Source organism: Spirosoma migulaei, assembly GCF_054776855.1.
Genome location: NZ_BAAHBG010000021.1, coordinates 37606 through 63169 on the forward strand (window position 1 = coordinate 37606; position 25564 = coordinate 63169).

Below are 25564 nucleotides of genomic sequence, written 5' to 3' on the forward strand. Positions count from 1 at the left end.
TGATAGTTAGAATGTTGCAGACAGTTTGACTTGATACGTGCGTGGAATGGGTACGTTTCCGAAGTCGAGGCCACGGAGCAGATCGTTGGTACCTCCAGCGTTGGTCTCAGGGTCGAAACCGGTATAGGTATCCCAGGAATAGAGATTACGCCCGATTAACGATACATTAATGGCGCTCACCGACTTGATCAATTTGGGCAACGCATAGCTCAAGGATACTTCCCGTAATTTGGTGTATGAACCACTTTCTACGCGCCATTCTTCAGTATTATAAATAGCGAAGATATAGCCCCGTGGAAGTTCACCCCGGAGTTCCTTCTCTACATAATCGCCCATGCCCACCCCCTGCCGGGTCCGTCGGTCGGCATTGAACACATCCACACCCTGAACCAGGTCCAGCAACACATGTAGTGTCAGTGATTTGTAGGCTAGATTCGTGGTGAACGAACCCGTCCATTTTGGATTGGGGTTGGCAATAACAATGTTAGCCGTTGGATATTTTGTGTCAGGCTGCCCATCGGTTGTGCGGGCCTTCTCGAAAGCTGTGGAACCCACTACCTGCGTTTTTGCGCGCTCCGACTGTGGAAAACCACTGCTTGTTGTAATTAAATTCCCGTTATCGTCACGCGCGTAGCCAGTTCCGTAGAACACGCTGGCAGGCTGACCCTGTAGCAAATAAGGCGCACCGGCGGGCGAACTAATCGCAATAGCCGGGCTACCCAGCGTGAGCACTTTATTGCGGTTCTGGTTAAAAATGGCGGTAAAATCCCAGGTAAAGTCTTTTGTTTTTACCGGCACTACGTCCAGCACGATTTCCAGACCCTTGTTTTCCATTGTACCCACATTATTGACAATACTTGAGCCGCCCGATGAGGGAGCCAGCACTCGGTTTACAACCAGGTCTTTGATTTGCTGATTATACACCGTAACGCCCAGCCCAATACGATTCTTTAAGAATGACAGGTCAGCTCCAGCTTCGAGTTCGGCCATGCGCTCCGGCCGAACCAGCGGGTTGGCCAACTGGGCTCCTGGCAGCAGTGTGTTTTTGCCCAGATAGGCCACTGGCGAGAACTGATAGAATCGACTGTAGGAACCAACGCCCGACAGGTTTCCCGCTTCGCCGTAACTCATCCGCAACTTCAGACTGTTGAACGCATCGTTGAAGGAAGCACCCTTCCAGAACCCTAAATCCGATACAACGAACGAACCACTTACTTTGGGGTAAAACTGGTTAGTTACAGAAGGCGAAAATTTCGACGATTGGTCGCGTCGGATAGCACCCGTCAGGAACGCCAGATTGCGGTAACCCAACGTTGCCTGAGCGAAATACCCACTTAAGTTGTAGCGATCCAGACTGAAATCGGCTAGTACCGTTGTACTGGAAGCACCCCGAACCGTTTCAATAAACGGGGCCAGGTTCTGCCCCTGTGCAGTCGAGTAATCAGACCGGAAGAACTGGTAGTTATACCCAGCTACAACATTCAGTTTAAACTTATCTGCAAATTGGCGCTCATAACTAACATTCAAGTCCGAATTGAGTTGGAATACCGTGTTATTACCCGTTGCCGAAAAACCACCTGGATACAGGTTCGCGCCAAGCGATGCCTGTGCCACGTAGGGGTATGGGCGAATGTAGTTTTGGCCAACCTGTCCATAGGTATCTACACCGAGAATATAGTCGACGCTCAATCCTTTCAGGGGTGTCAGGTTTAGCTGTACATCACTAATGGTACGGTTAACCGACTGCGTGAACTTCATATCCTCAATAGTTGATAGTGGATTCACCCGAGGCCCTTCTACGGCTTGCAGATTACCTGATGCATCACGCTTGGTAATGTCATAGATGTTGTTCAGAATAGTAACCGAGTTCATAGGACTATAGAACACGTTTCCATTGGCTTTCTCGTTGGCAAAGCTATTTACGTAGCTCAATCCTGCCGAAAGTTTAGCCCAGTTGGTTAATCGCTGATCAACACGGGCACGGAGGTTATAGCGTGTGAAGTCAGTTCCTTTAATGATCCCTTCATTTTTCAGGTAGCCAAACGATACATAATACTGCGTGTTATCGCGACCACCCGAAACCGAGATGGAATTATCGGTGCCGTAGCCCGTCCGGAAAATCTGATCGAAATAATTATAACGGGGAACGTTATCGACCACGTTCGAGAGGAGCTTATTGTTTGGTGTACCATCCCGATAAATATCAACGAAGGTGGTAGCCGGATTCAGCGCAATAGCTGCCTGTTGCGAGGCATCGGAAGGGAACGTCTGAATAGGAAAAAGCCGTTGCTGCGTGTTTCCGAATGTCTTGTTATACAGATTGACGGGCACACTCTTGCGGAGTTCATTGACGTTAAACGAGGTCGAGAAGGTAACTTTAGGAGCACCGGTTGAGCCGCGTTTAGTAGTAATAAGTACTACGCCATTGGCCGCCCGCGATCCATACTGCGCTGCCGCAGCTGCCCCATTGATTACGTTTATGCTGGCAATATCGTTAGGGTTGATGTCTGCAAGCCGGTTGGTTCCCGGCGCAGCCGAGCCAATCTGATCGGCCACTGCCAGCTGCGATACGTTGGCACTCTGGTTACTCACAATAACGCCGTCAATCACATAGAGCGGGTCTGAGGAACCTGACAACGATTTAACCCCCCGTAAGCGAATCGAAATGGAACCCGATGGATCGCCGGAGTTTTGTGTGATCTGGGCGCCCGGAACTTTGCCCTGTAAGGCATTGAGTAGTCCACCCGATCCTGTTTGTTGCAAATCGGCCGCCTTGATCGTGCTTATGGCATTGCCCAGTTCACGTCGGGTCGTGGTAATGGTCGAGCCGGTTACCACAACTTCATCCAGATTAGCAATGTCTTCTTTTAGCGCTACGTTCAGGGCTGCGGACGAACCAGCCGTTACGGTCTGGTTTGTAGGCTGATACCCAACAGCACTAAACCGAAGGATGACAGCGCCATCGCTACTAGGTGTGAATTGGTAATTGCCATCCACATCAGTGACTGTGCCAATTGTAGTGCCCTGAATCTGTACGGTAACACCGGGGATACCAGCCCCGTTAGCATCGGTCACACGACCTTTTATAGGGGATCGAGTGCCCTGCGCAAATGTGGTTGTGCAAAGTAGGACCGTTAGCCAAAGCAGGAAGAAGTGCCTGATAACGGAAGAGTATTTGTTCGCCATAAGTCAAAATAAATTTGTGGGTGAGTTAAAAAAAATAAGTAATTTAAATACGAAATGTAGTGATAAATGCCCGCTCAAACCATGAGTTAGCTTAGTTTCGTTCTAAAAATGCGAAATGTCTTTTTTTAGTAAATTTGAATCTTTTATAAGTCATATATACTTCATGATCAATCAAAAACTAGTCGGACGGCTTTTCATTGTTGCTTTCCTGATTACGCAGCTAGCTGCGAAAAAAACCGTAGCGCAATCCAAACAGCCGTATGCCAATCTTCAACAGGCCGTTTTTTCGGGGGGGCAGTTGGCTGGTTCGCAGGGCCCACGCAATGTGAACTGGATTGAGGGAGGCACTAAGTTCTCGTTCATTGATGGGCAGAATACCATAAAGACGCTCTCACCAAAAGACCAGAAAGAAGAGATCGTTTTTGACGGCAGTCAGTTGAAATTTCCCGGCACCGACAAACCGTTTGCCTACGGCTCCTTCCAATGGTCGAAAGATTCGAAGAATATTCTGTTTCAGAGCAACTTCCGGCCCGTTTATCGGCGATCGGGCGTATCCGATTATTATGTATACGCGGTGGCCGATAAGAGCCTGAAACTCGTTGCGAAAGATGCCCAAACCGCGGAACTGTCTCCGGATGGGCAGAAAATTGGCTACGAACGGGGTGGCAATTTGTTTGTCTTTGATTTCGCCAGCCAAAACGAAACGCAACTAACTGATGATGCTAAACCGGCCCTCTACAATGGTCGATTCGGCTGGGCCTACGAAGAAGAGTTTGGACTGGCGCAGGCCTGGGATTGGTCGCCGGATAGCAAGTTCATTGCCTTCTGGCAGTCCGATGAGCGCCAGGTCCCCATCTACAAATTGACCGATTATAAAGGCTTTGATGAGAAATTCGACTCCCTTCCCTACCCACGCGTAGGCGATCAAAATCCAACGGTTCGTATTGGGGTGATTGAGATTGCCAATAAGAGCAAGCAATGGATGAAGGTCGAATTGGGGGATGGCTATATTCCGCGCATCTACTGGACATCGCAGGAAGGCCAGCTTACACTGATGCAGTTGAATCGGAAGCAGAATCACCTGCGCCTGTTTATGGCAAATGCCCGAACCGGTGATGCTAAACAGATCATGGAAGAGAAATCGGCCACCTGGGTTGATGTGTTTGATTTTTTCGCGGGTATCAATCACCTGATTTATTTCCCGGCCGGTGTTCAGGAGTTTTATTGGGTATCCGATCGTGATGGATTTGCCCATCTCTACCGATATGATTATACCGGGAAGCTACTCAATGCTGTAACAAGCGGAAAATGGGAAGTAAGTTATGTCCATCATATTGATCCGAAGACGAAAAAAGTTTATTTCACCTCTACGGAAGCATCACCCCTCGAGCGTCAATTGTTCGTCATTGATGTAGATGGCAAGAATAAGCGTCGATTAACAACTGTAGCCGGAAAACACGCTGTCAATTTCTCCCCCAACGGGCAGTATTTTATCGATAAATATTCCAACGTATCAACGCCCACTCAGGTCGAATTACGCGATACGAAAGGGCAATTGATCAAGGCACTGGAAAGCAACAAAAAAGTGTCTGACTACCTGGCCAGCCATGCGTATTCGCCCAAAGAGTTGACCAGCTTTACAACCTCCGATGGGCAGCAGATTGATATTTCGATTATTAAACCGATCAATTTCAATCCAGCCCAAAAGTACCCGGTCGTAATGGATATTTACGGTGGACCGGGTGCTCAATCGGTTTATAACGAATTTGCGACAACGGGATGGCATCAGTGGCTGGCGCAAACAGGCTACATTGTAGTTAGCGTGAATAACCGGGGCAGCGGTGGGTATGGACGTGACTTCGAGAAAATCGTTTATGAGAAGCTAGGAAAATACGAGAGCCTCGATTTTGCGGAAGCAGCCGCGTATTTAGCCAAGCAACCCTGGGTGGATGCCAACCGAATGGCAATCCGGGGGCATAGTTACGGCGGCTATATGAGTAGCTATACCATGCTAACACATCCAGGTGTGTTCAAAGTGTCTATTGTAGGAGCCCCTGTTACCGATTGGCGACTTTACGACTCTATTTATACCGAACGCTATATGGGGTTGTTGCCCGAGAATGAAGAGAACTATAAAGCCAGTGCCGTATCACCTTTTGCTAAAAATCTGGCGGGTAAAATGTTTATTGCCCACTCCACCATGGACGAGAATGTACACGTTCGGAATACGTTTCAGCTCATGAATGCGCTGGAAGACGCGGGTAAAGATGCTGACCTCCGGATTTATCCACCCGGTGCTCATGGCGTGGCCTACAGTGCAGGAACTCAGCTTCTATTGTATCAGCAGTACACAAATTATTTAGAAACCTATTTAAAAAGTAGTCCATTGAATTAATAACGAAAAGCCTGACGAGAATGTCAGGCTTTTTCATACTTAAGCATTTTTTCAGGTACAGAATCGTCTGTCAGTTCTTACCGGTAAAAAATATTTTCGGTAAAATTAACTAGGTAGTTGAGTGCTTTTCCAAGCGAGCCAGCTTAATCTACATTTTACTGAAAATCAATTCATTAAGAATACATATCGATAACATTTCCGTGCTCCAGAGCTAAAAAAATTGATTATCGTAGACGTATCGCGTTAAACAAACCTAAAAGTGGCAGGTTTGTAATGGCAGTAACTACCTACAAATATGTAGGTATATTATTCACTAAACGATCAATTGTTATGAAAAAGTTAATCATCGCTGCGTCAGTTTGCAGCCTGCTTTCAATCGCTCAACTTGGATTTGCACAGGCCGTTCAGGAAGGAAAAGCAGCCAAAAAAGAAATGAAGGCAGAGAAAAAAGTGGCTAAAGCCATTGAGTATAAACACGAAGCCGCTACACATAAAGGATTAGAAGTTAAAGGTATTTCTGACCCAAAAACGAGAATGGCAAAAGCTGATCGGAAAATGGAGAAAGCCGAAAAGAAAGAAATGAAAGGAGAGGCTAAAGAACTAAAAGCAGTTGCTAAAGCTAAAACCAAGAAGGCTGCTGGCGTTGATTAATTATAAATGTAGAGGGATAAAAAACGTGGTCTGACTCGTAAGTCGGACCACGTTTTTTATCCCTCTACAACCCAATCATTAGGTTCGCAACGCTCTCCGTATTACATCCTCGACACTTAACGATGGATCAGCTTTCAGGGCGTCATCTACGCTTTTCTCAGCGGTTGGTTTAGGGAAACCTAACGCAACCAGCGCGGCTAGTGACTCTTCGCGAACAGGATCGACAGCCGACTGGCGGTAGGTAGGCCCATTGGGCACAATACCCGATTTTTTCATTTTATCGCGTAATTCGAGAATGATGCGTTGGGCTGTTTTGGCACCAATGCCTTTAATAGCCTGCACCGCCCGAACATTTTCACCTAATATGGCAAGCCGTAAGTCGCCGGGTTGCATAGCCGAGAGCATTCCCAGAGCCGTGTTGGGCCCAACTCCCGAAACACCAATCAAGTCCAGAAACAAGGACTTTTCATCGGCAATGGCAAAGCCGTACAGAGCCTGTAAGTCCTCGCGAAACAAGTGGTGAATAAATAACTTAACTCGGTCGCCACCGCCGGGTAAAACGGCATACGTTTGAAGGGAAATATGGATCATATAGCCTACCCCGTGTACGTCGATAATGGCATGTGTAGGGTCTTTATGGGCCAGCGTTCCGTCTAAATAAGCGATCATTCGTGGTTTGGAAAGGCTTGTTTTTAAGCGTGTTATGTATAGATAAAGATACGAAAAACCCACGACTTTTTTGACAAAATCGTGGGTGTATATTGGCTATTCCATGCTTCAGATTTAGCCAACAATCAGCTTCTGGCCGGGCCGAAGCGCGTTACTCTTTATATGGTTCATTTTCTTGAGCTGATCGATAGTCAGATCATAGCGCTGAACGATGTTCCAGAGCGTGTCGCCACTCTGTACTCGATGGTAACGGGGTTTGTAGTGCTTCGCTTTAGCAATAACGTCTGCTTTCTTACGTCCTTTGGCCGTTCCCTGATCGGCCAGGCGTTCAGCTCGGGTTTCAGCAACTTCTTTCAATATAGTTAACTTCTGGCCTCGCTGGATTTTGGTTGACCGCAGGTGGTTCCAGCGTTTCAGGTCATAAAGTTCAACATGATACCGGTCGGCAATTTCACCCAGATTATCACCTTTTTTCACTACATACGTTTGTTTACGGGGTTTCCGCATAACAACCGTTTCAATATCATCTTCGGGTTCATCAGCCGATTCGGCAACGGCAAGCTGAGCAGCCGGAGAAGGGGCAGCTTCCAGGCTTATATTGGCCAACGGGTTCTGACTTAGTGCTCCCCATGTCCCCATTGAGTCAGATCCATACCGAATATCCTCAGCACTGGCCAGCAACATATGCTCCATCCGGCCCGGTATCCGACTAGCCGAATCCAGAATAGCCTGGCGACGAGAAGCGAAATAGGCATATTGCTCGCGCGGCACACGCAGCGGATAGCGGTTAGTACCTTCCGGCAGCATAGTCGTTGTGATAGCTGGATTCATTTTCTGCAAATCGGCCAGTGCCATTGTGCTATGCCTGGCAAACGTTTCGAGATTGAAATAGCCACTTACCTGAATTGTGTCATGCGGAATTGGATACTCATAATTTTCGGCCACGATACCATGATCATTGGCATGATTCATCAAATAGGTGAACGCTACAAATTGAGGTACATACCCTCTGGTTTCTTTGGGCAGTGCATCATAAATCGTATAAAACGTATCGCCCCCCGACCGACGCATAGCCCGCTTTACTGCACCTGGTCCACAGTTGTAGGCTGCCATCGCCATTTCCCAATCGCCGAAGATAGTATACAAGTCCCGGAGGTATTTGCAGGCAGCTTCGGTAGCTTTAACCGGATCCATCCGCTCATCTACGTAGTCATCCTGCGACAAGCGTAGATCACGGCCTGTTCCTGGCATAATCTGCCAAAGTCCGCCCGCACCCGCCCGGGAAATAGCCCGTGGATTTAAAGCCGATTCAACAATAGAAAGGTATTTCAGTTCATCAGGCAGGCCATACTGCTTTAACATCCGCTCGTACAATGGGAAGAAAAGCGGTATCCGCTCCAGCATTGTACGGGTATAGCTTGCCCGGCGGAAGGTGAAGTAATCGACATAAGCCTGAACAGCCTTATGATAATTGAGGGGAATGTCTTTCTGCAACTTCGCCAGCCGCTCACGAAGCAGGCTGTCCGGCACAGTGGGCACAACCGCTATCGTATCTTTCTTTACGATTGTACTATCTAATTGAATCGTAGTCTCGGCGTGAGTCACTGTTGCCAGTCCCACTACCGCACTCAACAGCCCCAATCTCAGCAGGCTACGGTTCAGGTAGTTCATATAGGTTTCGTTACGTATTTATTGGATAATGGTCAATGTATAATGGGTAATGTATAATGATTTAGATTTTAACTTCTACTGAACAGCATTCTACGTTATTCATTCTACATTATTCATTAACAAACTTTTTGCCAATGCCACTAATGATCCCTCGGCATATGGAGGAGCCATTAGTTGTATACCGATTGGCAGTCCATCAGGATCAGTGCCATTAGGTATTGATATTGCCGGGTACCCTACCACATTGGCCTGTACCGTGAAAATATCGGCGAGGTACATTTGTAAAGGGTCGTCCCCGGAATGCCGGCCAGTTTTTTCACCCAACTTAAACGCTGGTGTAGGCGTTGTGGGCGAAAGCAAAAAATCATAATTCTCAAACAGACGCTCGGTTTCCTGTCGGATCAATCGCCGAACCTGTTGCGCTTTGGTATAGTAGGCATCGTAATAGCTGGCACTCAGCGCAAACGTGCCGAGTAAAATCCGCCGACGCACTTCGGCACCAAACCCTTCTGTACGGCTTTTTTTGTACAACGTCAAAAGGTCTGGCGTGGATACGTCCATTGCCGATTTATTAGTTGTTGCACTTCTATATCCATAACGCACACCATCGAAACGCGAGAGATTTGAGGAGGCTTCGGCAGTGGTCAGAATGTAATAGGTTGGCAACAGATACGTTAAAAGAGAAATATCAACAGGTTCTACCGTGTGCCCTGCGGCCTTCAATTCGTTGATTTTACGTTGGGTAGCCTCCCGAACGCTCTCGTCGACCCCCGCACTCTCGACGCCATCACGCAGATAGGCAATGCGTAAAGGCCGGTCAGGAAGGGTTGCCTGGGTGTAAGCTGAAACGGGCTGACTTGAAACTGTACTATCAAATTCATCAGGGCCTGCCATTATTTCCAGCAAAAGAGCGGCATCCTCAGCGTTATTGGCAATGGGTCCAATGCAGTCGAAGGAAGATGCATAGGCAATTAATCCCCAGCGGCTAATGCGGCCGTATGTGGGTTTCAGACCAACTACGCCACAAAAGGCAGCCGGTTGCCGAACCGACCCACCCGTATCAGAACCAATACTGGCTAAACAAAGGCCAGCCTGAACCGCTACCGCCGAGCCACCACTTGAACCACCCGGTACCCGACTGGTATCGGCCGCATTCCGAACAGGACCAAAGGCTGAATTCTCATTCGATGATCCCATGGCAAATTCGTCGCAGTTTTGACGGCCAATGATGATAACGTCTTCATCCAGCAACCGTTGGATAGCTGTAGCCGTAAATTGAGCTGTAAAGTTTTCTAGAATTCGGCTTCCGGCCCGAACGCCGTGCCCGGTATAATTGAGCACATCTTTAATACCGATAACCATGCCGGCCAGACGGCCTGCCTTACCAGAGGCCAATTTTTGGTCAACTATATCGGCTTGTTGCCGGGCTTCATCGGCGTAAACTTCGGTGAATACATTGAGGTATTGGTGTTCATCAATACGAACGAGGTATTGGTCTACCAATTGTCGGCAGGTAGTGGAGCCACGTTTAAGATCGGCCTGAACAGAGGAAAAGCTACGGTAGAGAGTCACAAAGAACAGATTATGGTTTACGGTATTCGGTTTCTGGTGGGCTGGCGCATGAATAGCTGACGCGCCAGCCCACCAGAAACCGAATACCGTAAACTATCAACTAATAAAAACAGACAATCAGACGGTTCCCGATTGGCACCGCCTGATTGTCTGCTGCTATACAACATAGCTTACCTTATTTCTCCGACTCTTTCAGACCTTCTTCGATATTCTCGCGAACGTCTTTGGTAGCGTCTTTGAATTCTTTGATGCCTTTACCGAGACCCCGTGCGAGTTCGGGAATTTTTTTAGCGCCGAACAACAGGAGCAACGCCAGGAAGATAAATATCATTTCCTGACCGCCCAAACCCATAATTGCGAAAATGCTTGAAATCATGATTCCTGGAATTTGAATGTATGCAAAATTAACAAAACTCTCTCGTACAATCTATTAAAACGTAGTGAAACTTACGCACTACGAGTGAATATAGTTTTCCATATAAGGGATTTAGTTTATCGTTCTAACTATAAACTAAGCACCCTGCACCGAAAACGTTAACATCACCCTATTTTAATAGTCTCAACCGGGCGGGATGATTCCTGCCGTGGATTGGTCGCCGTATATTCCCACTCCCGAAATTTCTCAATGTCATCCTTAATGCCGTTGAATAGCCAGAACATGAGTGCTATATCATCCGTTAGACCCACAATCGGCAGAAAATCGGGTAAAATGTCGATAGGTGATACAAAATAAATCAGCACAGCAATTACCCGGAGCAATGTTTTCCAGGGCAACTGGCGATACTCACCCGATGCATAGGCCTTCAACAAGCGAGTAACTACACCCAACTGTTCACGGAAAGCGGCAAAGTTTGCCCCCGACAGGCCACCGCTTTTATCAATGGCTTCCCGGATCAATTCATACAAACTTCGCGAGTTACGAGCGTAGCGCGCGGCACCATCAGTGGCCCGCTTAAAAAAAATGGAGGATAGAATCCTGGATATAAGATTACTGTTTTTCATTGATTTTTTTGTCAATCCGGAGCGGCCAGATTAACAAAGCAAGGGATGGTACGTATCTAATAACTTTCGTTCGTACTATAAACGCAGGAACTGAACCAGAAGTTTTATTCTGACTGCTATTGGTTTGTCTTGAACCAGAGACGTACTTTTGCGGTCGCTTGTTAACCCTTTAATTCCGAATACCGTATGAAAGTTACTGTAGTAGGTGCCGGGGCCGTTGGGGCCACCTGCGCCGACAACATTGTTCGCCGGGAACTTGCCCATGAAGTTGTTCTCCTGGATATCAAAGAAGGTATCAGCGAAGGCAAATCCCTTGATATGCTCCAGGCGTCGACCTTGCTCGACTGTGACATTAAGCTGATAGGTTCTACCAATGATTATGAAAAAACAGCTGGTTCAGATGTGGTTGTCATTACCTCAGGTTTGCCCCGCAAGCCGGGTATGACCCGTGAAGACCTTATTGGAATCAACGCGGGTATCGTAAAAGGTGTGACCGAAAATATTCTGAAACACTCGCCCGACGCGATTTTCATTATTATCTCGAACCCAATGGATACGATGACCTACCTCGCGTTGAAGTCATCGGGTCTGCCAAAAAATCGGGTTATTGGTTTAGGAGGTGCCCTGGATTCAGCTCGTTTCAAAACCTATTTATCGTTAGCCCTGAACTGCTCACCAAACGATTTGCAGGCTTCGGTTATTGGTGGTCATGGCGACACGACCATGATTCCATTAACACGTCTGGCTACCAAAGCTGGCGTTCCTGTAAGCAACTTCCTGGATGAAGACACCCTGAAAAAAGTAGCTGCCGACACCATGGTAGGTGGTGCTACGTTAACGGGCCTGATTGGTACATCGGCCTGGTATGCACCAGGTGCAGCGGGTGCTTACATGGTCGAGAGCATTCTACGTGACCAGAAGCGCATAATCCCCTCCTGCGTACTGCTGGAAGGCGAGTATGGTCAGTCGGATATTTGCCTGGGCGTACCCGTTGTTCTGGGTAAAAATGGTTGGGAAGAAATCATCGATTACAAACTCACCGACGAAGAGCAGGCTGCTTTCAACAAATCGGCTGATGCTGTTCGGAATATGAACGGTGTGCTCAGTACGCTCAATATTGGCGTTTAGTCTTGTGAGATAATTTTCAAGCCTGCTCATTCTTGGATGAGCAGGCTTTTTGTTTGCCCTATATTTAACACTTCTAGCTGTGGTGTCGGTTTCTTAAAACCTTCTGTTCACACCAATAGGTTTTGAGAAACCTCGCCGTGTCAGATGTTAGCATCTGACACCACTCATGAAACAGTTTTCATGAAAAGCCTTCTACGCGATTAGAACCAGGCCCGAAAACTAATTCTTTAATCAGGTTATGATTAAAACTCGTCTTTAGTTACGCCCAACCTTTTGACCAGCATCGGCAAACTTAGCCCCTGCCCTACCAGCGTAATCAATACGGTTACGACAGCGATGAAAATGACAGTGTCTCGCTGCGGAAATGCCTGACCATCGGCCAGGGTAACGGGTAGCGCAATAGCCGTAGCCAGCGAAACAATGCCCCGCATCCCGGACCAGCTAATAATCAGGCAGTTTTTCCAGTCCAGTTGGGCATCTTCAAACCGACTATCCTGGGTTTTCCGAAAGGCGCGGTCAATATTGATTTTTTGCAGAAATACGCGGGCCATTCGGATCGCTAAGGCGACCAGGCAAACCAGGAAGCTATAGCCAATCAGGGGTAAAATTTCCTGGCGATCAATATTGTCAAGTACATACGGAAACTCAAGACCGATGAGCACAAAGACCAAGCCGTTCAGAATGAATACAATGATTTCCCAGATGGCTTTGGATTGGGCTTTTGTTCCATCAGGAAATAGTTTTTTGGCAAACTGAGAGATAATCAGCCCGAGCGTCACCACAGCAATAACCCCTGATACGTGAAGCTCTTCGGCTACTGAGTAGGCAATAAACGGCATTAACAGTGTGAAGCTGATGGCCACTAATTTATTGCCCGAAAGCTGCTTGAGAATAAATCGTAGCCCATTTCCCAGTACCCAACCCACGGCAAAACCTCCCCCAATCAACAAAAGAAACTGTAAACCTGCTTTCCAGAATACAAATGAACTCCCCGCTACGGCAGCCACCGCTAGCCGGTAAGCAATCAGGCCAGATGCATCGTTAATGAGGCTCTCTCCTTCTAAAATCGTCAGGGTCTTGTGTGATAAACCCAATCCTTTGGTAATACTCATGGCGGCTACGGCATCAGTAGCCGACAAAATGGCTCCCAGCACAAAGGCAAGCGGCCAGGTCATACCCGGAATAATAAAATAGGCTGTAATGGCAATGCCGCTTGCGGTTAGAAACACCAGCGCGAACGCCAGCGAGGAAATCGTATTTATGTTCTTTTTGAATTCAGTCCAGGAAATATTGAAAGCCGCATCGTACAGCATCGGTGGCAAGAAAAGCAGAAAGACAACGTCTGGATCAATCTCAATTTTTGGCATTCCCGGAATAAATCCAACAGCAATGCCGGCCGTAACCATCAGGATTGGATAGGGTAATTTAATCTTATCGGCCACTGCCGACAGGCCGATCATGACCGCCAACAGAAATAAAATGATACTGTAATTCTCCATAAGGATACGGTTTCTATAAACATAACGAGTTCACCCTTAGGGACAACTCAATGGGTTTTTTATTGATAAACAGGCCAAACAACCGATTTTCCGATTTGATCAATCCAACCTGAAATAATACCGTTTCATAACAACTCGTTGAATGAATACCCAAATCTAATCGTAACTATGCATTGGTTTTAACATTCATTTAGCCATGAAATACCTATTTACTACCGTACTGGTTATTACCTCCCTACTTACAAGCGTCGCTCAAACACGCGAGATTTACACAAATCCTAATTTTAAATCGCTGGCAAAAGACCACAAGATACTGGCGATTTTACCTTTCAGAACAACCTTGCAACTTCGCCCAAAAGAGGTGGAAAAAAACGGGGGGCCAGCGGGTGTAGCCGCGCTGGAAAAACGCGAAGGACTCGGTGTACAAAGTGCGGTTCACTCCTATTTTCTAAAGCGTAAAGAAAGCAACGACATCGCTGTCGATTTTCAGGACCCCGCCCGGACGAATGCCCTTTTGGAACGGAATGCCGTAACCTACGAAACGTTATCAGGCTTTACCTCGGAAGAGTTGGCAAAAATTCTGAATGTGGATGGTATTGTATCGGGCACATTTGAAAGTACACAACCTATGTCGAACGGAGCAGCCGTTGCGATGGCTTTAACCGTTGGATTTGGCGGACCAACAAACACCGGTAAAACAACCATCAGCATTAACGATGGCAAAACGGGCGACTTACTCTGGAAATATGACAAAACGCTTTCACGTGGTTTTGGGAGCAACACAGGCACCATCATTACAACCATTATGCGTAAGGCATCCCGCCAGTTCCCGTATGATAAAGACTTTAAAGAATAAATAATAGTGTGCCTTCGTAAAAATCCCCACCAAAATCTGGCGGGGATTTTTACGAAGGTAAACCCCTGGTTTTGTTGTTTTTAGCTCTCGTTGGAATCAACTAAATAAAAATCTGGTACTGCAAGGTGAACTGGCCCCGACGGCCACCCGCTGAGATTTGCGAAGTACCCGATGAGGGTTCGTAATAAGGTCGGTTCTGGTAATCTAATGTCAATTTACCATTGTGGCCTTTAATCAGATAATTGAGGCCAAGGTTATAGACGCCAAGCGTACTGACTACCCGTTGGTAATTGGCAATCTGGGCTTGTACGTACGGCATGAGTGTACCGTTGCCAGCCCCAAACAGATCCCGTTTCATTAGGTAGCCAAACTGGCCGTATACAACGCTACCCGTGCCGAACATTGGGAAAGTATTCCCCTGGGTACCCCCTAATGCACCGGGCCGTTGGGCAGCCACAATGTCGCTGGCTGGGTTCATAGCACCGTTGAAACGCAGGTAGTTTGTGCCATAATCGGTATGGAAATAACCCAGATATGCATTAACTGCTGTTCCTTTCTCTTTATTCAACGGCATATCGAGGAACGAGGCAATCGACCAGAGATTCATCGCCTGATAGACCGTATCGCCGGGGGCTGCTACGTGTACCATCGCATTTTTCTGGGTAATAAATCCGGCTTCCAGGTTAACGATTTTCTTCGCACCAAGGTAAGTACCCGTATTATAACCGGGTGTCTGATGCGATTCCTTATCGAAGAATTGCCACATGAATAAGCCCTGAAATTGCTTCTCGTGGCCTTTCAGCGCAAAAATCGAGTTAGGTCCATAAACTGGTAAGGCCGAGCCATTGGTTTGAATGGGGAAAGGATCACTAAGCGACACACGATAATCGAGGTGACCCACCTGCCCACGAGCATATATACTCAGCTTACGGGAAAATTGGTCGGTTTGGTCAACGGTTGCCTGCGCAAATACGGGTACATCCATACTCATGATTGTCGCCACGCTGGGCGCGCTAAAGCGCGACAATCCATTTACAATGGTCAAACCACCCCCAATATTCAGGTAGTTCTTATTCTTAACTACCAGGTATTCAGCCACCGCATCGTGGAAAAACGCCTGTACTTTCCGTTGAGAGGAAGTTGTTTGGCTGAACCCACCGTTCAGGTAATTAAAATTATTCATCCCGAACTGGAAGTACACAAACAGATGGTCACTGATTTGACCAAATAGCTGTATCCGGGTTCGGCGTAGCCCGATCGATAATGTATTGTCTTTAGGAACACCAATAACCGTTGAGCCAGGGTTACTCTGATTCCACTGTAGCCAGGCCTGATTTAAAAAAGTAGCCTTAAAAAAGTGCGTTCCTGATTCGTTAAGGTTGTATTTTAATTCATTTTTCTCAGGAGTTGGTTTGGGAGAAACTGAATTATTGACAATGACCAGCGCTGAAGGGTTCGTTGTATCGGCGCGAGGAGTAACGGATTGTTGAGCAAATGTTAGTTGACCAGTTATCAACAAGGCACCTACCCAGCCAGTCGTCAGCGTTTTATTCATTTGGCTGCTGTTTTGGTATCGGTGCAAAACTATGACTGTAATGCTATCAACATAGGCTTTTGATTAAAAAGAGATTAAATTTTAACTATACCAATTTATAATTTAATTTTTCAAACTCGACTAAATTAAAAAAGGCCGCTGGTTCCTAAACCGGCGGCCTTTTTTAGCTGGTAGCCCTAACTAGACCTTAGCTGGATTAGCCGGTACAGGCTTGTCTTTCTTGCCGCTCAACCGGGCTGTCAGACGACGAATCCCATTAAAGGCATTCTCAAAGGTTAAATAGACTGTCGGAACCAGAACCAGCGTAAGAAGCAGCGAACTAATCAGACCGCCGATGATTACCCAGGCCAAGCCGTTTTTCGACTCCGAGCCATCGCCTGTGGCTAGGGCCATCGGTAGCAGGCCAATTGCCATCGCAATGGTTGTCATCAGAATAGGACGAATCCGTTCGCGACCCGCTTCGACAAGCGCATCAACCGTGCTTTTTCCTTCTTCCTTTTGTGCATTGGCAAAGTCAACCAGCAGGATAGCGTTTTTAGCTACCAGACCAATCAGCATGATCATCCCCAGCATTACGAAGAAGGAGATCGCCTGTTCGGCTAAGGCCAGTGCGAGAAATGCACCGATAATCGCCATTGGGATTGAGAACAGAACCACAAACGGCCGGAAATACGAGTTGTACAGCGCTACCATCAGCAGATACACAAATGTGATGGCCAGCCCCAAGGCAATGCCCAGGCTACTAAACGCATCTGACTGTCGTTCCAGATCACCTTTCAACTTATAGGTTACGCCACCCGGCAACTGCTTCGTTTTTAGAATATTGTCGATCTCTGTACCAACCGTACCCGTTGGGCGGCCCACAACGTTGGCATTGACAAACAAGGAGCCAACCCGGTTATAACGCGTCAACTGTGTGGCACCCGTACCCAGTTCTAAATTGGCAATTTGCCGAACTTCGATCAGTTTTCCTTTTCCATCGGGTACTGTCAGGTTACCCACGTCGTCTTTACTCTGACGGTTAAACTTGTTGAGTTCAACCCGGATGTCATAATCACGACTACCGACCCGGTATTTACTATCCGTATTGCCCGAAAACGCTGTTTGTAAAGTCGCACCTATATTTGCTACAGAAACGCCGTACTGCGCCATTTGGCGACGATCGAGATTTACCTTCAATTCCGGTTTAGGATCATCCACGCCCAACTCTACATCGGTCGTTCCGCTTACCGATTTCACGACCTGCTTCACAATAGTTGCTGCCTGTTGTAGATCCTGCTGCGAATTTCCCAGTAATAGAATTTGAATCGGGGCCGCGTTGGCACCACCTGTAATGGCCAGAGGTGCCGATTTAACGTTTAGGCCGGGCGTTTTAAGTATCTCCGCTTTCGTTTGGGCGGCAAATTTCTCAACCGAAATAGTCCGTTGCTGCTTGGGTACGATAGTTACCGTAATCTCCGCCTTATGATAAGGTGTCGATCCTAGTCCGCCACCCGATGCAGCGCTCGAATACCCAACGTTGCTGTTGACTTTCGTAACCAGCTTGTTGCTCATCAGTTGCTTTTCAATCTTCTGGCAAATTCGGTTCGTTTCGGCCAGACTATTAAAGGGCTCACCTTCGATCTGTACGATAAATTCGCCCTGGTCACTCTGCGGGAAAAAGGTCGTACCAATGAAGCCACCGCCTACCAGACCAAATGAAGCAATCAGTAGGGTAATAGCTGTGATATACACCCAGCGTTTGTGACCCAGACTCCACGTAAGTAACCGGGCGTAGCCATGTTTAAGCGAGTCGAATTGTCCTTCAAACCACGACAGGAATCGTTTGCCAAGACCAGGCCCTTTCAGGTCAGTTTCTTTAGCAAAACGCGACGCCAGCAACGGGGTTATAGTAAAGGATACAATCAGCGACATAAGCGTTGAGAACACCACGACCAGCGAGAACTCCCGAATGATATTCGCAATCAAACCCTGCACAAATACGAGCGGCAAGAACACCACAACGTCCACCATGGTAATAGCCAGCGCAGTGAACCCAATTTCATTCCGCCCATCGAGGGCAGCCGTTCGGCGATCTTTGCCCATTTCGAGGTGGCGGTAAATGTTCTCCAACACCACAATCGAGTCATCGACCAGAATACCAACTACCAATGACAAGGCCATCAGGGTCATTAGGTTGAGCGTAAAGCCCAGCAGATACATTGGTACAAAAACCGAAATAATCGACGCTGGTACCGATACCATCACGATGAAGGCATTCCGGATACTATGCAAAAACAGCAGCATCACGAGTGCCACCAGCACAACCGCAAACTCAAGGTCGAAAATAACGCCCTCGGCCGATGCCAGTGTGTAGGTCGATGAATCGCTGGTGATTTCAAATTTTAAGCCGATGTTAGCGTACTGCTTTTCGATGCCCCCCAGAATACCGCGCACTTGCTGGCTAATGGCCACGGCGTTGGCATCGGTCTGTTTCTGGATCGAAATACCAATGGATTCGCGTCCATTGATCCGGTTGATGGTCGTTGCATCCGAAACCCCATCGGTTACGGTGGCTACATCACTCAATACTACGTTCGTTCCGTTTGTCGATGTGACCAGAGCCGCATTCCGGATCTGGTTAATATCGGTGAACTTACCTGCCAATCGGATGGCGTATTGCGCCTGATCGGTTTCAATACGACCCGTTGGGTAATCGAGGTTGGCCGAATTGACGGCCTGTGTTACCTGCGCCAGCGAGAGGTTATACAATTTGAGTTTGTTCGGGTCAACACCAATCTTGATTTCACGCTCGCGACCACCCGTTAGGGTTACCTGCCCTACGCCATCCACTTTCGTCAGTTGCGTACGAATCTGATCATCAACCAGATCGTAGAGTTTAGTGGCTTCGAGATTTCCCCGAACCCCCATCCGAATAACGGGCACATCGTCGGTCGAGAATTTTTGTAGTGTCGGCGATTCGACTTCATCCGGCAGTTGCGAGAGTACAGCATTCACTTTTCGCTGTGCATCCTGCAAGGCCTGATTCGGATCGGCACTGGCGGCTAGTTCAATCTGAATAACAGAAAGCCCCTCCTGACTGGTCGAACTTATGTTTTTCAAATTTTCGAGTGATGACACCGCATCTTCGAGTTTGCGGGTCACGGAGTTTTCGACCTCACCGGCAGCGGCTCCCGGATACGTAGTAATTACCGTGACAACAGCCGCATCGAATTTCGGCAATAGGGTATAGTTCAGGCTTTTATACGAGATAAAGCCCAAAATACCCAGGATTGTAAAAGCCACAACAACCAGCGTTGGGCGTTTAATGGCTATTTCTGTTACTGACATTGCTTAGTTTGTCGTTTTTAGGTTTATGGTATTCGGTTTATGGTTTACGGTTGCGCGAAGCAGACTTACCGCAACCGTAAACTATAAACCGAATACCATAAACCCGTCTTTTAAGGATTAACCGCTACCGATGTATCTGCTTTACCCTGGGCTCCGCTCTTTTGATTGACAGTCACTTTAGCCCCGTTCGTCAGATTTAACTGACCGTTTACAACGATTGGTTCGCCTTGTTTCAAGCCATCAAGTACCTGATATTGATCGCCATTATCGTATCCAAGACGGATTTTACGCAAACGGGCCACGTTATTCTGCACGACGTACACACTTGCACTGTCGGCCCCACCAACCAACGCCCGACGCGGAATAAATAATCCAGCGACGCCCTGTTTAAAGGTAAAGTTCGCGTTGGCCAACGTACCTGCTTTCAACTGATTTTTGCTGTTGTTTGTCAGGTAAATTTCAACCGGGTAGTTGTGCAACTCATCGCCTTTAGGACTGATGTAATGCACCGATCCAGAGAAAGTTACGCCCGGAAACGCCTGCGCCGTAACACTGGCTTTGTCGCCTAGTTTAAGTTGATAAACAGCTTGTTCTGGCACACTGACAACCAGTTTCAAATCCTGTAAATTGATAACCGATGCGATTACCGCGCCAATAGCTACGTATTCGCCGTTCTCTACCTTTTTGTCGTACACATACCCGCTGATGGGGGCAATGACGGCACCATTTCCTAGCACGCGTTGCTGTTGTTTGGTATTCAACAAGGCAGTTGTGTACTGGTCTTTATATTTCTGATAGGTCTCCTGGGTTACGGCCCCACCTTGCAGTAATCGTTCGTAACGCTCCATTTCACGTTTGGCGTTGGCAACGGCAGTTTCGTTGTTTTGCACAACTATACCCTGCACCTCATCCTGTATGTAGCCTACCTGCTGGCCTTTTTTAACGAACGTACCTAATACTAATTTGAAATTCTGAAGTTTACCGCGTGTTTCGGCTATGATGTTGGCTTCGTTCTGCGCTTCTACCGTTCCTAATAGCGACAGGTTCTGATCAAGCCGCTCGTAGGAAACAGGCTGCACATCCACAACCGGCGTTGTCTGGAACTGTACCGACGACGTTTTGGCGGCATCGATATCCTTTTTGTTGTTTATTAATCGAAAAGCAATCAGCGCGATCAGGGCAGCTACCGCTCCAATTATAAGAATTCGTTTCATGGTAACTGTTTATTTTTGAGTGACGTATTGAAGTATGGTTCCTTGTGAATTTTCGTAGTCTAATCGAGACTGATACAAACTAATAAGCTTATTGGCCAGATTGTTTTGAGCAGTCGTCAGCGCGTCTTTTGCATCGATCAGCGTTACCGACGTCGCGATTCCTTCCTTGTATTCCAGTTCGGTAACCGTTAGGATTTTGCGAGCCAGGGTAATATTGTCGCGTTCGCGCTGAATATCGGTCACCAGATTCTGGTAACTAACCAGTGCGTTGCTCAGGCTCAACTGCGCCGACTCGCGGGCCAGAATTTGCTGTAGACGCAACGTTTCCAGATTCAATCGATTTTCGCGATCTCGGTATTTTCGTTGATTGCCATCGAAAGGCGTCCAGGAGAGTGTGAGCCCAATGGTCGAGCTTTTAAACCAGGGCAGGCTGCCATCGAAAAAACTAAACGTTTGCCGTTGAGCATTCGTAGCATAAGTGCCATAAAAACCCAGCGATGGGAAATAGCCCCGGTTGTTCGATTGTCGGTTTAAGTCCTGCAATTGTGTATTCAAAACCAATTGTTTAAAATCAGGGCGGTTCTCAACAAAGCGGCTATCGGCCATTGGCAATTCGTTTACCTGCAATTCTTTCTCAATCTCCAGAGGTTGAAGTGCCAGCGTTTCGGCAAGCGGCATCCCCATCTGGTATTTCAGTTGATTGATCGCCTGTTCGTAGTTCCGATTTGCCTGCTCTAACTGCGACTGTAGATTGTTTCGATTCAATTGAATACGCCCGAAGTCGATCTCACGTGTGGTGCCGTTTTTCAGACGAACCTGCTCCTGCCGCAACAACGTGTCCGACGAAGTCAGATCGCGGATGGTCAGGCGTTTCTGCAAATCAATAACCAGCGTCTGGTAGTACGCCCGCGCAATGTTATACGCCTGCGTTTGCTCAGCCTGGATTGTTGCCTGAGCCTGCACCTGGGTTGAAATTTTAGCCGCCTTCAGTGCCAACCCGAACGAAGGATCGAATAGCTTCTGATCGACCCGACCCGTTAGCGTAGAGCTGTATTGGGTACCAAATTGAACGGGAAGAAAGGTGCCGGGTTGCCCAAAAAACTCGCCAGGCAGTAACTGAACCGGAATCTTGACGTTATCCAGCACTGATCCCGAAACCGAAACTTGTGGTAAATTCCGCCCGATCACCTGCTGCGTTTGCGCCACAGATATTTGCTCATTAACCCGGGCAATCTTGATGTTTGGGTTGTTGACCCGTGCGTACTCAACGCACTGGGCGAGTGTATAACCACCCGATGGCGCGTTTTGCGCCCTGGCTAAATTTGCCAGCAGGCCCAGCGTCAGTAGCATCAGCGTAGTGTGCTTCATGCTTTTCATTGTTTATAAATTCTGATCTTAGTGAAGTAAAATGGGTTATAAACTTTTTATAAATCGGCGGATGGCCCGCTCGAATAGTTGGGTGGGTTGTTTAAATAAAGCTACCATGTTAGGGTCCTGTACGTTTTCAAGCATTTTGGCGCCCTGTTCTGGCCGGATGTTCGTAATCAGATTGATATAGCCCTGCATCAGACAGAACCAGTTGAAAATCAGCTCGCCCATATTTTCTGTATCTGGGCTAACTTCCCGAAATAACCCTTCAATTTTTTGTTTGGCATCCTCCATTCCTTCGCGCATCATATCCCGCTGCTGCTCCATACGTTCCGGGTTATGCATGAGTCGAAATATTTCGGGTTTTTCATTGGCAAATGTCCACTGCACCATTGATAGTCGAATTATCTTCTCCTCGGCGCTCAGTTCCATGGCCAGAATCTCATCAAATACCCGTCGATTTTCAACATGACCCTCCTTTACGATACTTAGGAGTACATCCTCTTTATTCTGGAAGTGTTCGTAGACAATTGGGGGAGTATAGTCGATGGCCTCGGCTATACTCCGAATAGTCACGGCATTCCAGTCTTTCTCGCGGGCTATTTGCCGGGCTGCGTCTAAAATCCGTTGTCGGATTTCGGCCTTTTGCCGCGTTCTGCGATCTATAACACTCATAATCTAACAACTTTCAAATTATCTAACAAAGATAGATTTTATTTGTTTCGTCAAATTCGATTTTTCCTAAAAATTGTTTAAACGGTTGATTTTGGCATAAAAAAGGCCATTACATCCCGAAGACGTAATGGCCTTTCTCGATAAAGTACTATTAATTGCAGCTGAACTCCAGTGACACCGTGGTGTCGGTTTCTCACAGCCGACACGACAAGGTTTTAAGAACCTGACCTCACTGGCTGTACTGATATATCCTTATCAAAACTCCCAATCGCAGGCTGGTGCAAGCCACTCCTGACCCGTGTCAATTGGCATACCATCGGGTGGTGTTTGAGGATTGGTTGGTTTAATATCAGCCACATTACCCTCAGCCCGACGAATCTGATCGAGTGCAAACAGATGGTGAGCCGCTACTTTCGGGTTAGTAGCTGGTGCAGCAAGCTTGGTTTTTAACTGGTTAATTTTTAGTAAAGCTAAAGCCCGTACCTGAGAAGTACCTTCCTGATTATTAGCTAAATCAATCAGTTTTTGCAAAACCAACTTATCCGTTAACCGCTTTACCTCAGCTTGATAACTATCAGCTGGGTCTGCTTTATACCAGGTAGCACCCATTAATTGATCGAGCATGGATTCCAGACTGAGTTGAGCCGGATCAACGGCCGATTGGGCTACCAGTCGACTAACACGCTCGCTATTCATCAACATCTGAAGCGTCATACCGGCAGCCGCTTCGGGTGCAGCCATTGGATCGAACGATAACCCCGTTCGACGTTTGAATACTTCCCGAGGGTTCGGGTCATAGCGGAATGGGTGGGGCGGAATCAGCGCCAATATGGATTTGGGAACTGCCAGAAATGCCGGGTCAATCGTGGCCAGTAAGACATCTAAAGCCCGTTTCTGCTCCTGAACCGGAACAGTCGATACCACTGGTTGCCCATCGCCCCGGAGCGCATTTGTATAAACCTGTCCACCCACTACTTTAGCCGCAGCTTCCACCTGATACCGGTGAAACATATACATAGGAACCAGAACTTCTTCGAGCGTTGCCATGGGCGTACCAACTGGAATTTTCTTCTCGGAGAAATTAGCCAGTGCCATCCGTCGTACATCCGATACGCGCTTCAATTCGTCAACCGCATTGGAGCCGTTGTCCCACAAGTGCGTACCTGGATGCACTGAACCTTCGGGCCGGGCATCTTTATCAGTCAGAAAGGTCAGACCCGTCTTGTGCATATCGTTGACGATCTTGTCCAACGCCTGTTTTTCGTCGGCACCGGCAGGAAACTGCTCGTACCCATAGCGAATGCTCCATTTGTCGTACTCGCCAATATTTTTGGCATACGCATCGGATAAATCGATGCTGGCTCCTTTTATTTTGGCGACCATCGTTGGGTAATCCATTACAGACGCCCGACCAAACATACCTCCACCTTGTGTGCTGGCAATATAATTGTGTGGTAAGCCAAGCGTATGACCAACTTCATGAGCCGCCAATTGACGTAAGCGCTCAATCGACATTTGCATCATTGGGTCCGATGCAGGAGCCGTTGCGCCCGAATAATTACCAACAAGCCCTTGGGCAATCAGATAATCCTGCCGAACCCGCAAGGAGCCCAGCGTAACCTTTCCTTTAATGATCTCTCCCGTGCGCGGGTCGCTAATGCTTCCACCATACGACCATCCACGCGTAGACCGGTGAACCCATTGCACCAGGTTATACCGAATGTCCATTGGGTCGGCGTCGGCAGGAAGCAGCTTCACCTGAAACGCATCTTTGTAGCCAGCAGCTTCAAATGCCTGATTCCACCAAGCCGTACCATCCATCAATGCCGACCGAATAGGCTCTGGCGTACCGGGATCTATATAATAAACAATGGGTTTAACGGCCTCACTTACAGCTGCCGATGGGTCTTTTTTCTCCAGCCGATGCCGCGAAATATAGCGTTTCATAATTGGCTGGCTAACGGGCGTAGCGTAATCAAAATACTCGATGCCGCCGTAACCGATGCGCGGATCGAACACGCGGGGTTTAAAACCAGCATCGGGCAACTGAACAAACGAGTGATGCTGATGAACCGTAACAATGGACGGAGTTGGTACAACTTCCCGTAAATAAGCTCCCGGATTGTCGCCCGTAAGGGTAATAATCATCTCAAACTCGGTATTCTGTGGGAAAGCTTTTGTACGGGGCAAATAGATGGCACTCCGCGTTGGGTCGAGTTTAAAAGCCCCTTGCTTGGTTCGGCTTATAGCCTGTACCGCCCCGACAGCGTCCTGCATCAAAAATGGCGTCAGATCAACAAGCACCCGACCACTTTCTTCGGCGGCAATCTCAAAACCAGCCTGAACGGATGTAGCAAATGACTCTTCAACGGCCCGACGTTCGAGCGGATCATTGCTGATAGCGCGGTAGCTGTAGTTCGGTTCAATCATCAGAACCTTGTTACCGCTGCGTTGAAATTTCACCACGTGCTCCTGTCCCAAACGGCCCCGGTCAAGTCCGATATCGTTGGAGCCCACGCCCTGCGCCAGCGATGGATAGTACAGAAGCTCGGTATCGAACGAAGAAATTTCGAGCCAGATTTTCCCTTTTTTAGCATCCCAGTAATACGTCAGGAAACCCTGGTTACGCTCCATGCCAGCCGTAAATGTCGCAATGCTGGCCGATGAGTTAGCGCCCGAAGGAGATTGGGCGAGAAGTAAGCGTGTAGCTGTAAGTAAGCAAAGAAGTGTGAGTAAGCGTTTTCGCATTTTAAGCAGAGGTTGTAGTTGCTGCTCAAGTTACGGCAAAAACGG

The 25564-nt window shown here is 47.8% G+C and carries 17 protein-coding genes; 4 read left to right on the plus strand and 13 right to left on the minus strand.

Annotated features, from left to right (window positions below; translation table 11 throughout):
- Window positions 1-6: 6 nt before the first annotated feature.
- Window positions 7-3186: a SusC/RagA family TonB-linked outer membrane protein gene (locus ACYVGO_RS20955; RefSeq protein WP_460970946.1), complete on the minus strand. Its 3180-nt coding sequence runs from the start codon at window positions 3184-3186 to the stop codon at window positions 7-9.
- A gap of 163 nt (window positions 3187-3349) precedes the next feature.
- Here ACYVGO_RS20955 and ACYVGO_RS20960 point away from each other — a divergent pair, with 163 nt between their 5' ends.
- On the plus strand, window positions 3350-5581 hold the full coding sequence (locus tag ACYVGO_RS20960; protein WP_460970947.1) for a S9 family peptidase: 2232 nt from the start codon (window positions 3350-3352) through the stop codon (window positions 5579-5581).
- Window positions 5582-5911: 330 nt separating this feature from the next.
- On the plus strand, window positions 5912-6232 hold the full coding sequence (locus ACYVGO_RS20965) for a hypothetical protein (RefSeq protein ID WP_460970948.1): 321 nt from the start codon (window positions 5912-5914) through the stop codon (window positions 6230-6232).
- Window positions 6233-6310: 78 nt separating this feature from the next.
- On the opposite strand, the gene ruvA is transcribed toward ACYVGO_RS20965, so the two are convergent.
- The 5 genes from ruvA to ACYVGO_RS20990 all read right to left on the minus strand — a co-directional run bounded on the left by ruvA (window position 6311) and on the right by ACYVGO_RS20990 (window position 11146).
- Complete coding sequence (ruvA, locus tag ACYVGO_RS20970; protein ID WP_142775424.1) at window positions 6311-6901, minus strand: Holliday junction branch migration protein RuvA; 591 nt, start codon at window positions 6899-6901, stop codon at window positions 6311-6313.
- 114 nt (window positions 6902-7015) lie between these two features.
- On the minus strand, window positions 7016-8572 hold the full coding sequence (locus ACYVGO_RS20975) for a lytic transglycosylase domain-containing protein (RefSeq protein ID WP_460970949.1): 1557 nt from the start codon (window positions 8570-8572) through the stop codon (window positions 7016-7018).
- A gap of 99 nt (window positions 8573-8671) precedes the next feature.
- Window positions 8672-10144, minus strand: a complete 1473-nt coding sequence (gene gatA / locus ACYVGO_RS20980) for an Asp-tRNA(Asn)/Glu-tRNA(Gln) amidotransferase subunit GatA (protein WP_460970950.1) — start codon at window positions 10142-10144, stop codon at window positions 8672-8674.
- Window positions 10145-10319: 175 nt separating this feature from the next.
- Complete coding sequence (locus ACYVGO_RS20985; RefSeq protein WP_142775426.1) at window positions 10320-10520, minus strand: Sec-independent protein translocase subunit TatA/TatB; 201 nt, start codon at window positions 10518-10520, stop codon at window positions 10320-10322.
- A gap of 164 nt (window positions 10521-10684) precedes the next feature.
- A complete protein-coding gene (locus ACYVGO_RS20990; RefSeq protein WP_142775427.1) occupies window positions 10685-11146 on the minus strand; it encodes a YkvA family protein in 462 nt (153 codons plus the stop codon).
- Window positions 11147-11332: 186 nt separating this feature from the next.
- Between ACYVGO_RS20990 and mdh the strand changes: the two genes are divergently transcribed.
- A complete protein-coding gene (gene mdh / locus ACYVGO_RS20995) occupies window positions 11333-12274 on the plus strand; it encodes a malate dehydrogenase (RefSeq protein WP_142775428.1) in 942 nt (313 codons plus the stop codon).
- Between the two features lie 242 nt (window positions 12275-12516).
- Here mdh and ACYVGO_RS21000 read toward each other — a convergent pair whose 3' ends face one another.
- Entirely contained in the window at window positions 12517-13773 is a 1257-nt protein-coding gene (locus ACYVGO_RS21000; RefSeq protein WP_460970951.1) for a Na+/H+ antiporter, read from the minus strand.
- Window positions 13774-13969: 196 nt separating this feature from the next.
- Between ACYVGO_RS21000 and ACYVGO_RS21005 the strand changes: the two genes are divergently transcribed.
- The gene (locus ACYVGO_RS21005) at window positions 13970-14629 is read left to right on the plus strand and encodes a hypothetical protein (protein WP_142775430.1); all 660 of its coding nucleotides are present in this window, start codon (window positions 13970-13972) and stop codon (window positions 14627-14629) included.
- 100 nt (window positions 14630-14729) lie between these two features.
- Here the strand turns inward: ACYVGO_RS21005 and ACYVGO_RS21010 are convergent, their stop codons facing one another.
- From ACYVGO_RS21010 to ACYVGO_RS21035, 6 genes are all read right to left on the minus strand, one after another.
- On the minus strand, window positions 14730-16184 hold the full coding sequence (locus ACYVGO_RS21010; protein ID WP_460970952.1) for a hypothetical protein: 1455 nt from the start codon (window positions 16182-16184) through the stop codon (window positions 14730-14732).
- A 180-nt stretch (window positions 16185-16364) separates the two neighbouring features.
- Complete coding sequence (locus tag ACYVGO_RS21015; protein ID WP_460970953.1) at window positions 16365-19514, minus strand: efflux RND transporter permease subunit; 3150 nt, start codon at window positions 19512-19514, stop codon at window positions 16365-16367.
- Between the two features lie 110 nt (window positions 19515-19624).
- Complete coding sequence (locus ACYVGO_RS21020) at window positions 19625-20728, minus strand: efflux RND transporter periplasmic adaptor subunit (protein WP_460970954.1); 1104 nt, start codon at window positions 20726-20728, stop codon at window positions 19625-19627.
- A gap of 9 nt (window positions 20729-20737) precedes the next feature.
- On the minus strand, window positions 20738-22096 hold the full coding sequence (locus ACYVGO_RS21025; protein ID WP_460970955.1) for a TolC family protein: 1359 nt from the start codon (window positions 22094-22096) through the stop codon (window positions 20738-20740).
- A 45-nt stretch (window positions 22097-22141) separates the two neighbouring features.
- Window positions 22142-22771 (minus strand): TetR/AcrR family transcriptional regulator, encoded by a 630-nt coding sequence (locus tag ACYVGO_RS21030; RefSeq protein WP_460970956.1) that lies wholly within the window; start codon window positions 22769-22771, stop codon window positions 22142-22144.
- Between the two features lie 255 nt (window positions 22772-23026).
- Window positions 23027-25519, minus strand: a complete 2493-nt coding sequence (locus tag ACYVGO_RS21035; RefSeq protein WP_460970957.1) for a zinc-dependent metalloprotease — start codon at window positions 25517-25519, stop codon at window positions 23027-23029.
- Window positions 25520-25564: the final 45 nt, after the last annotated feature.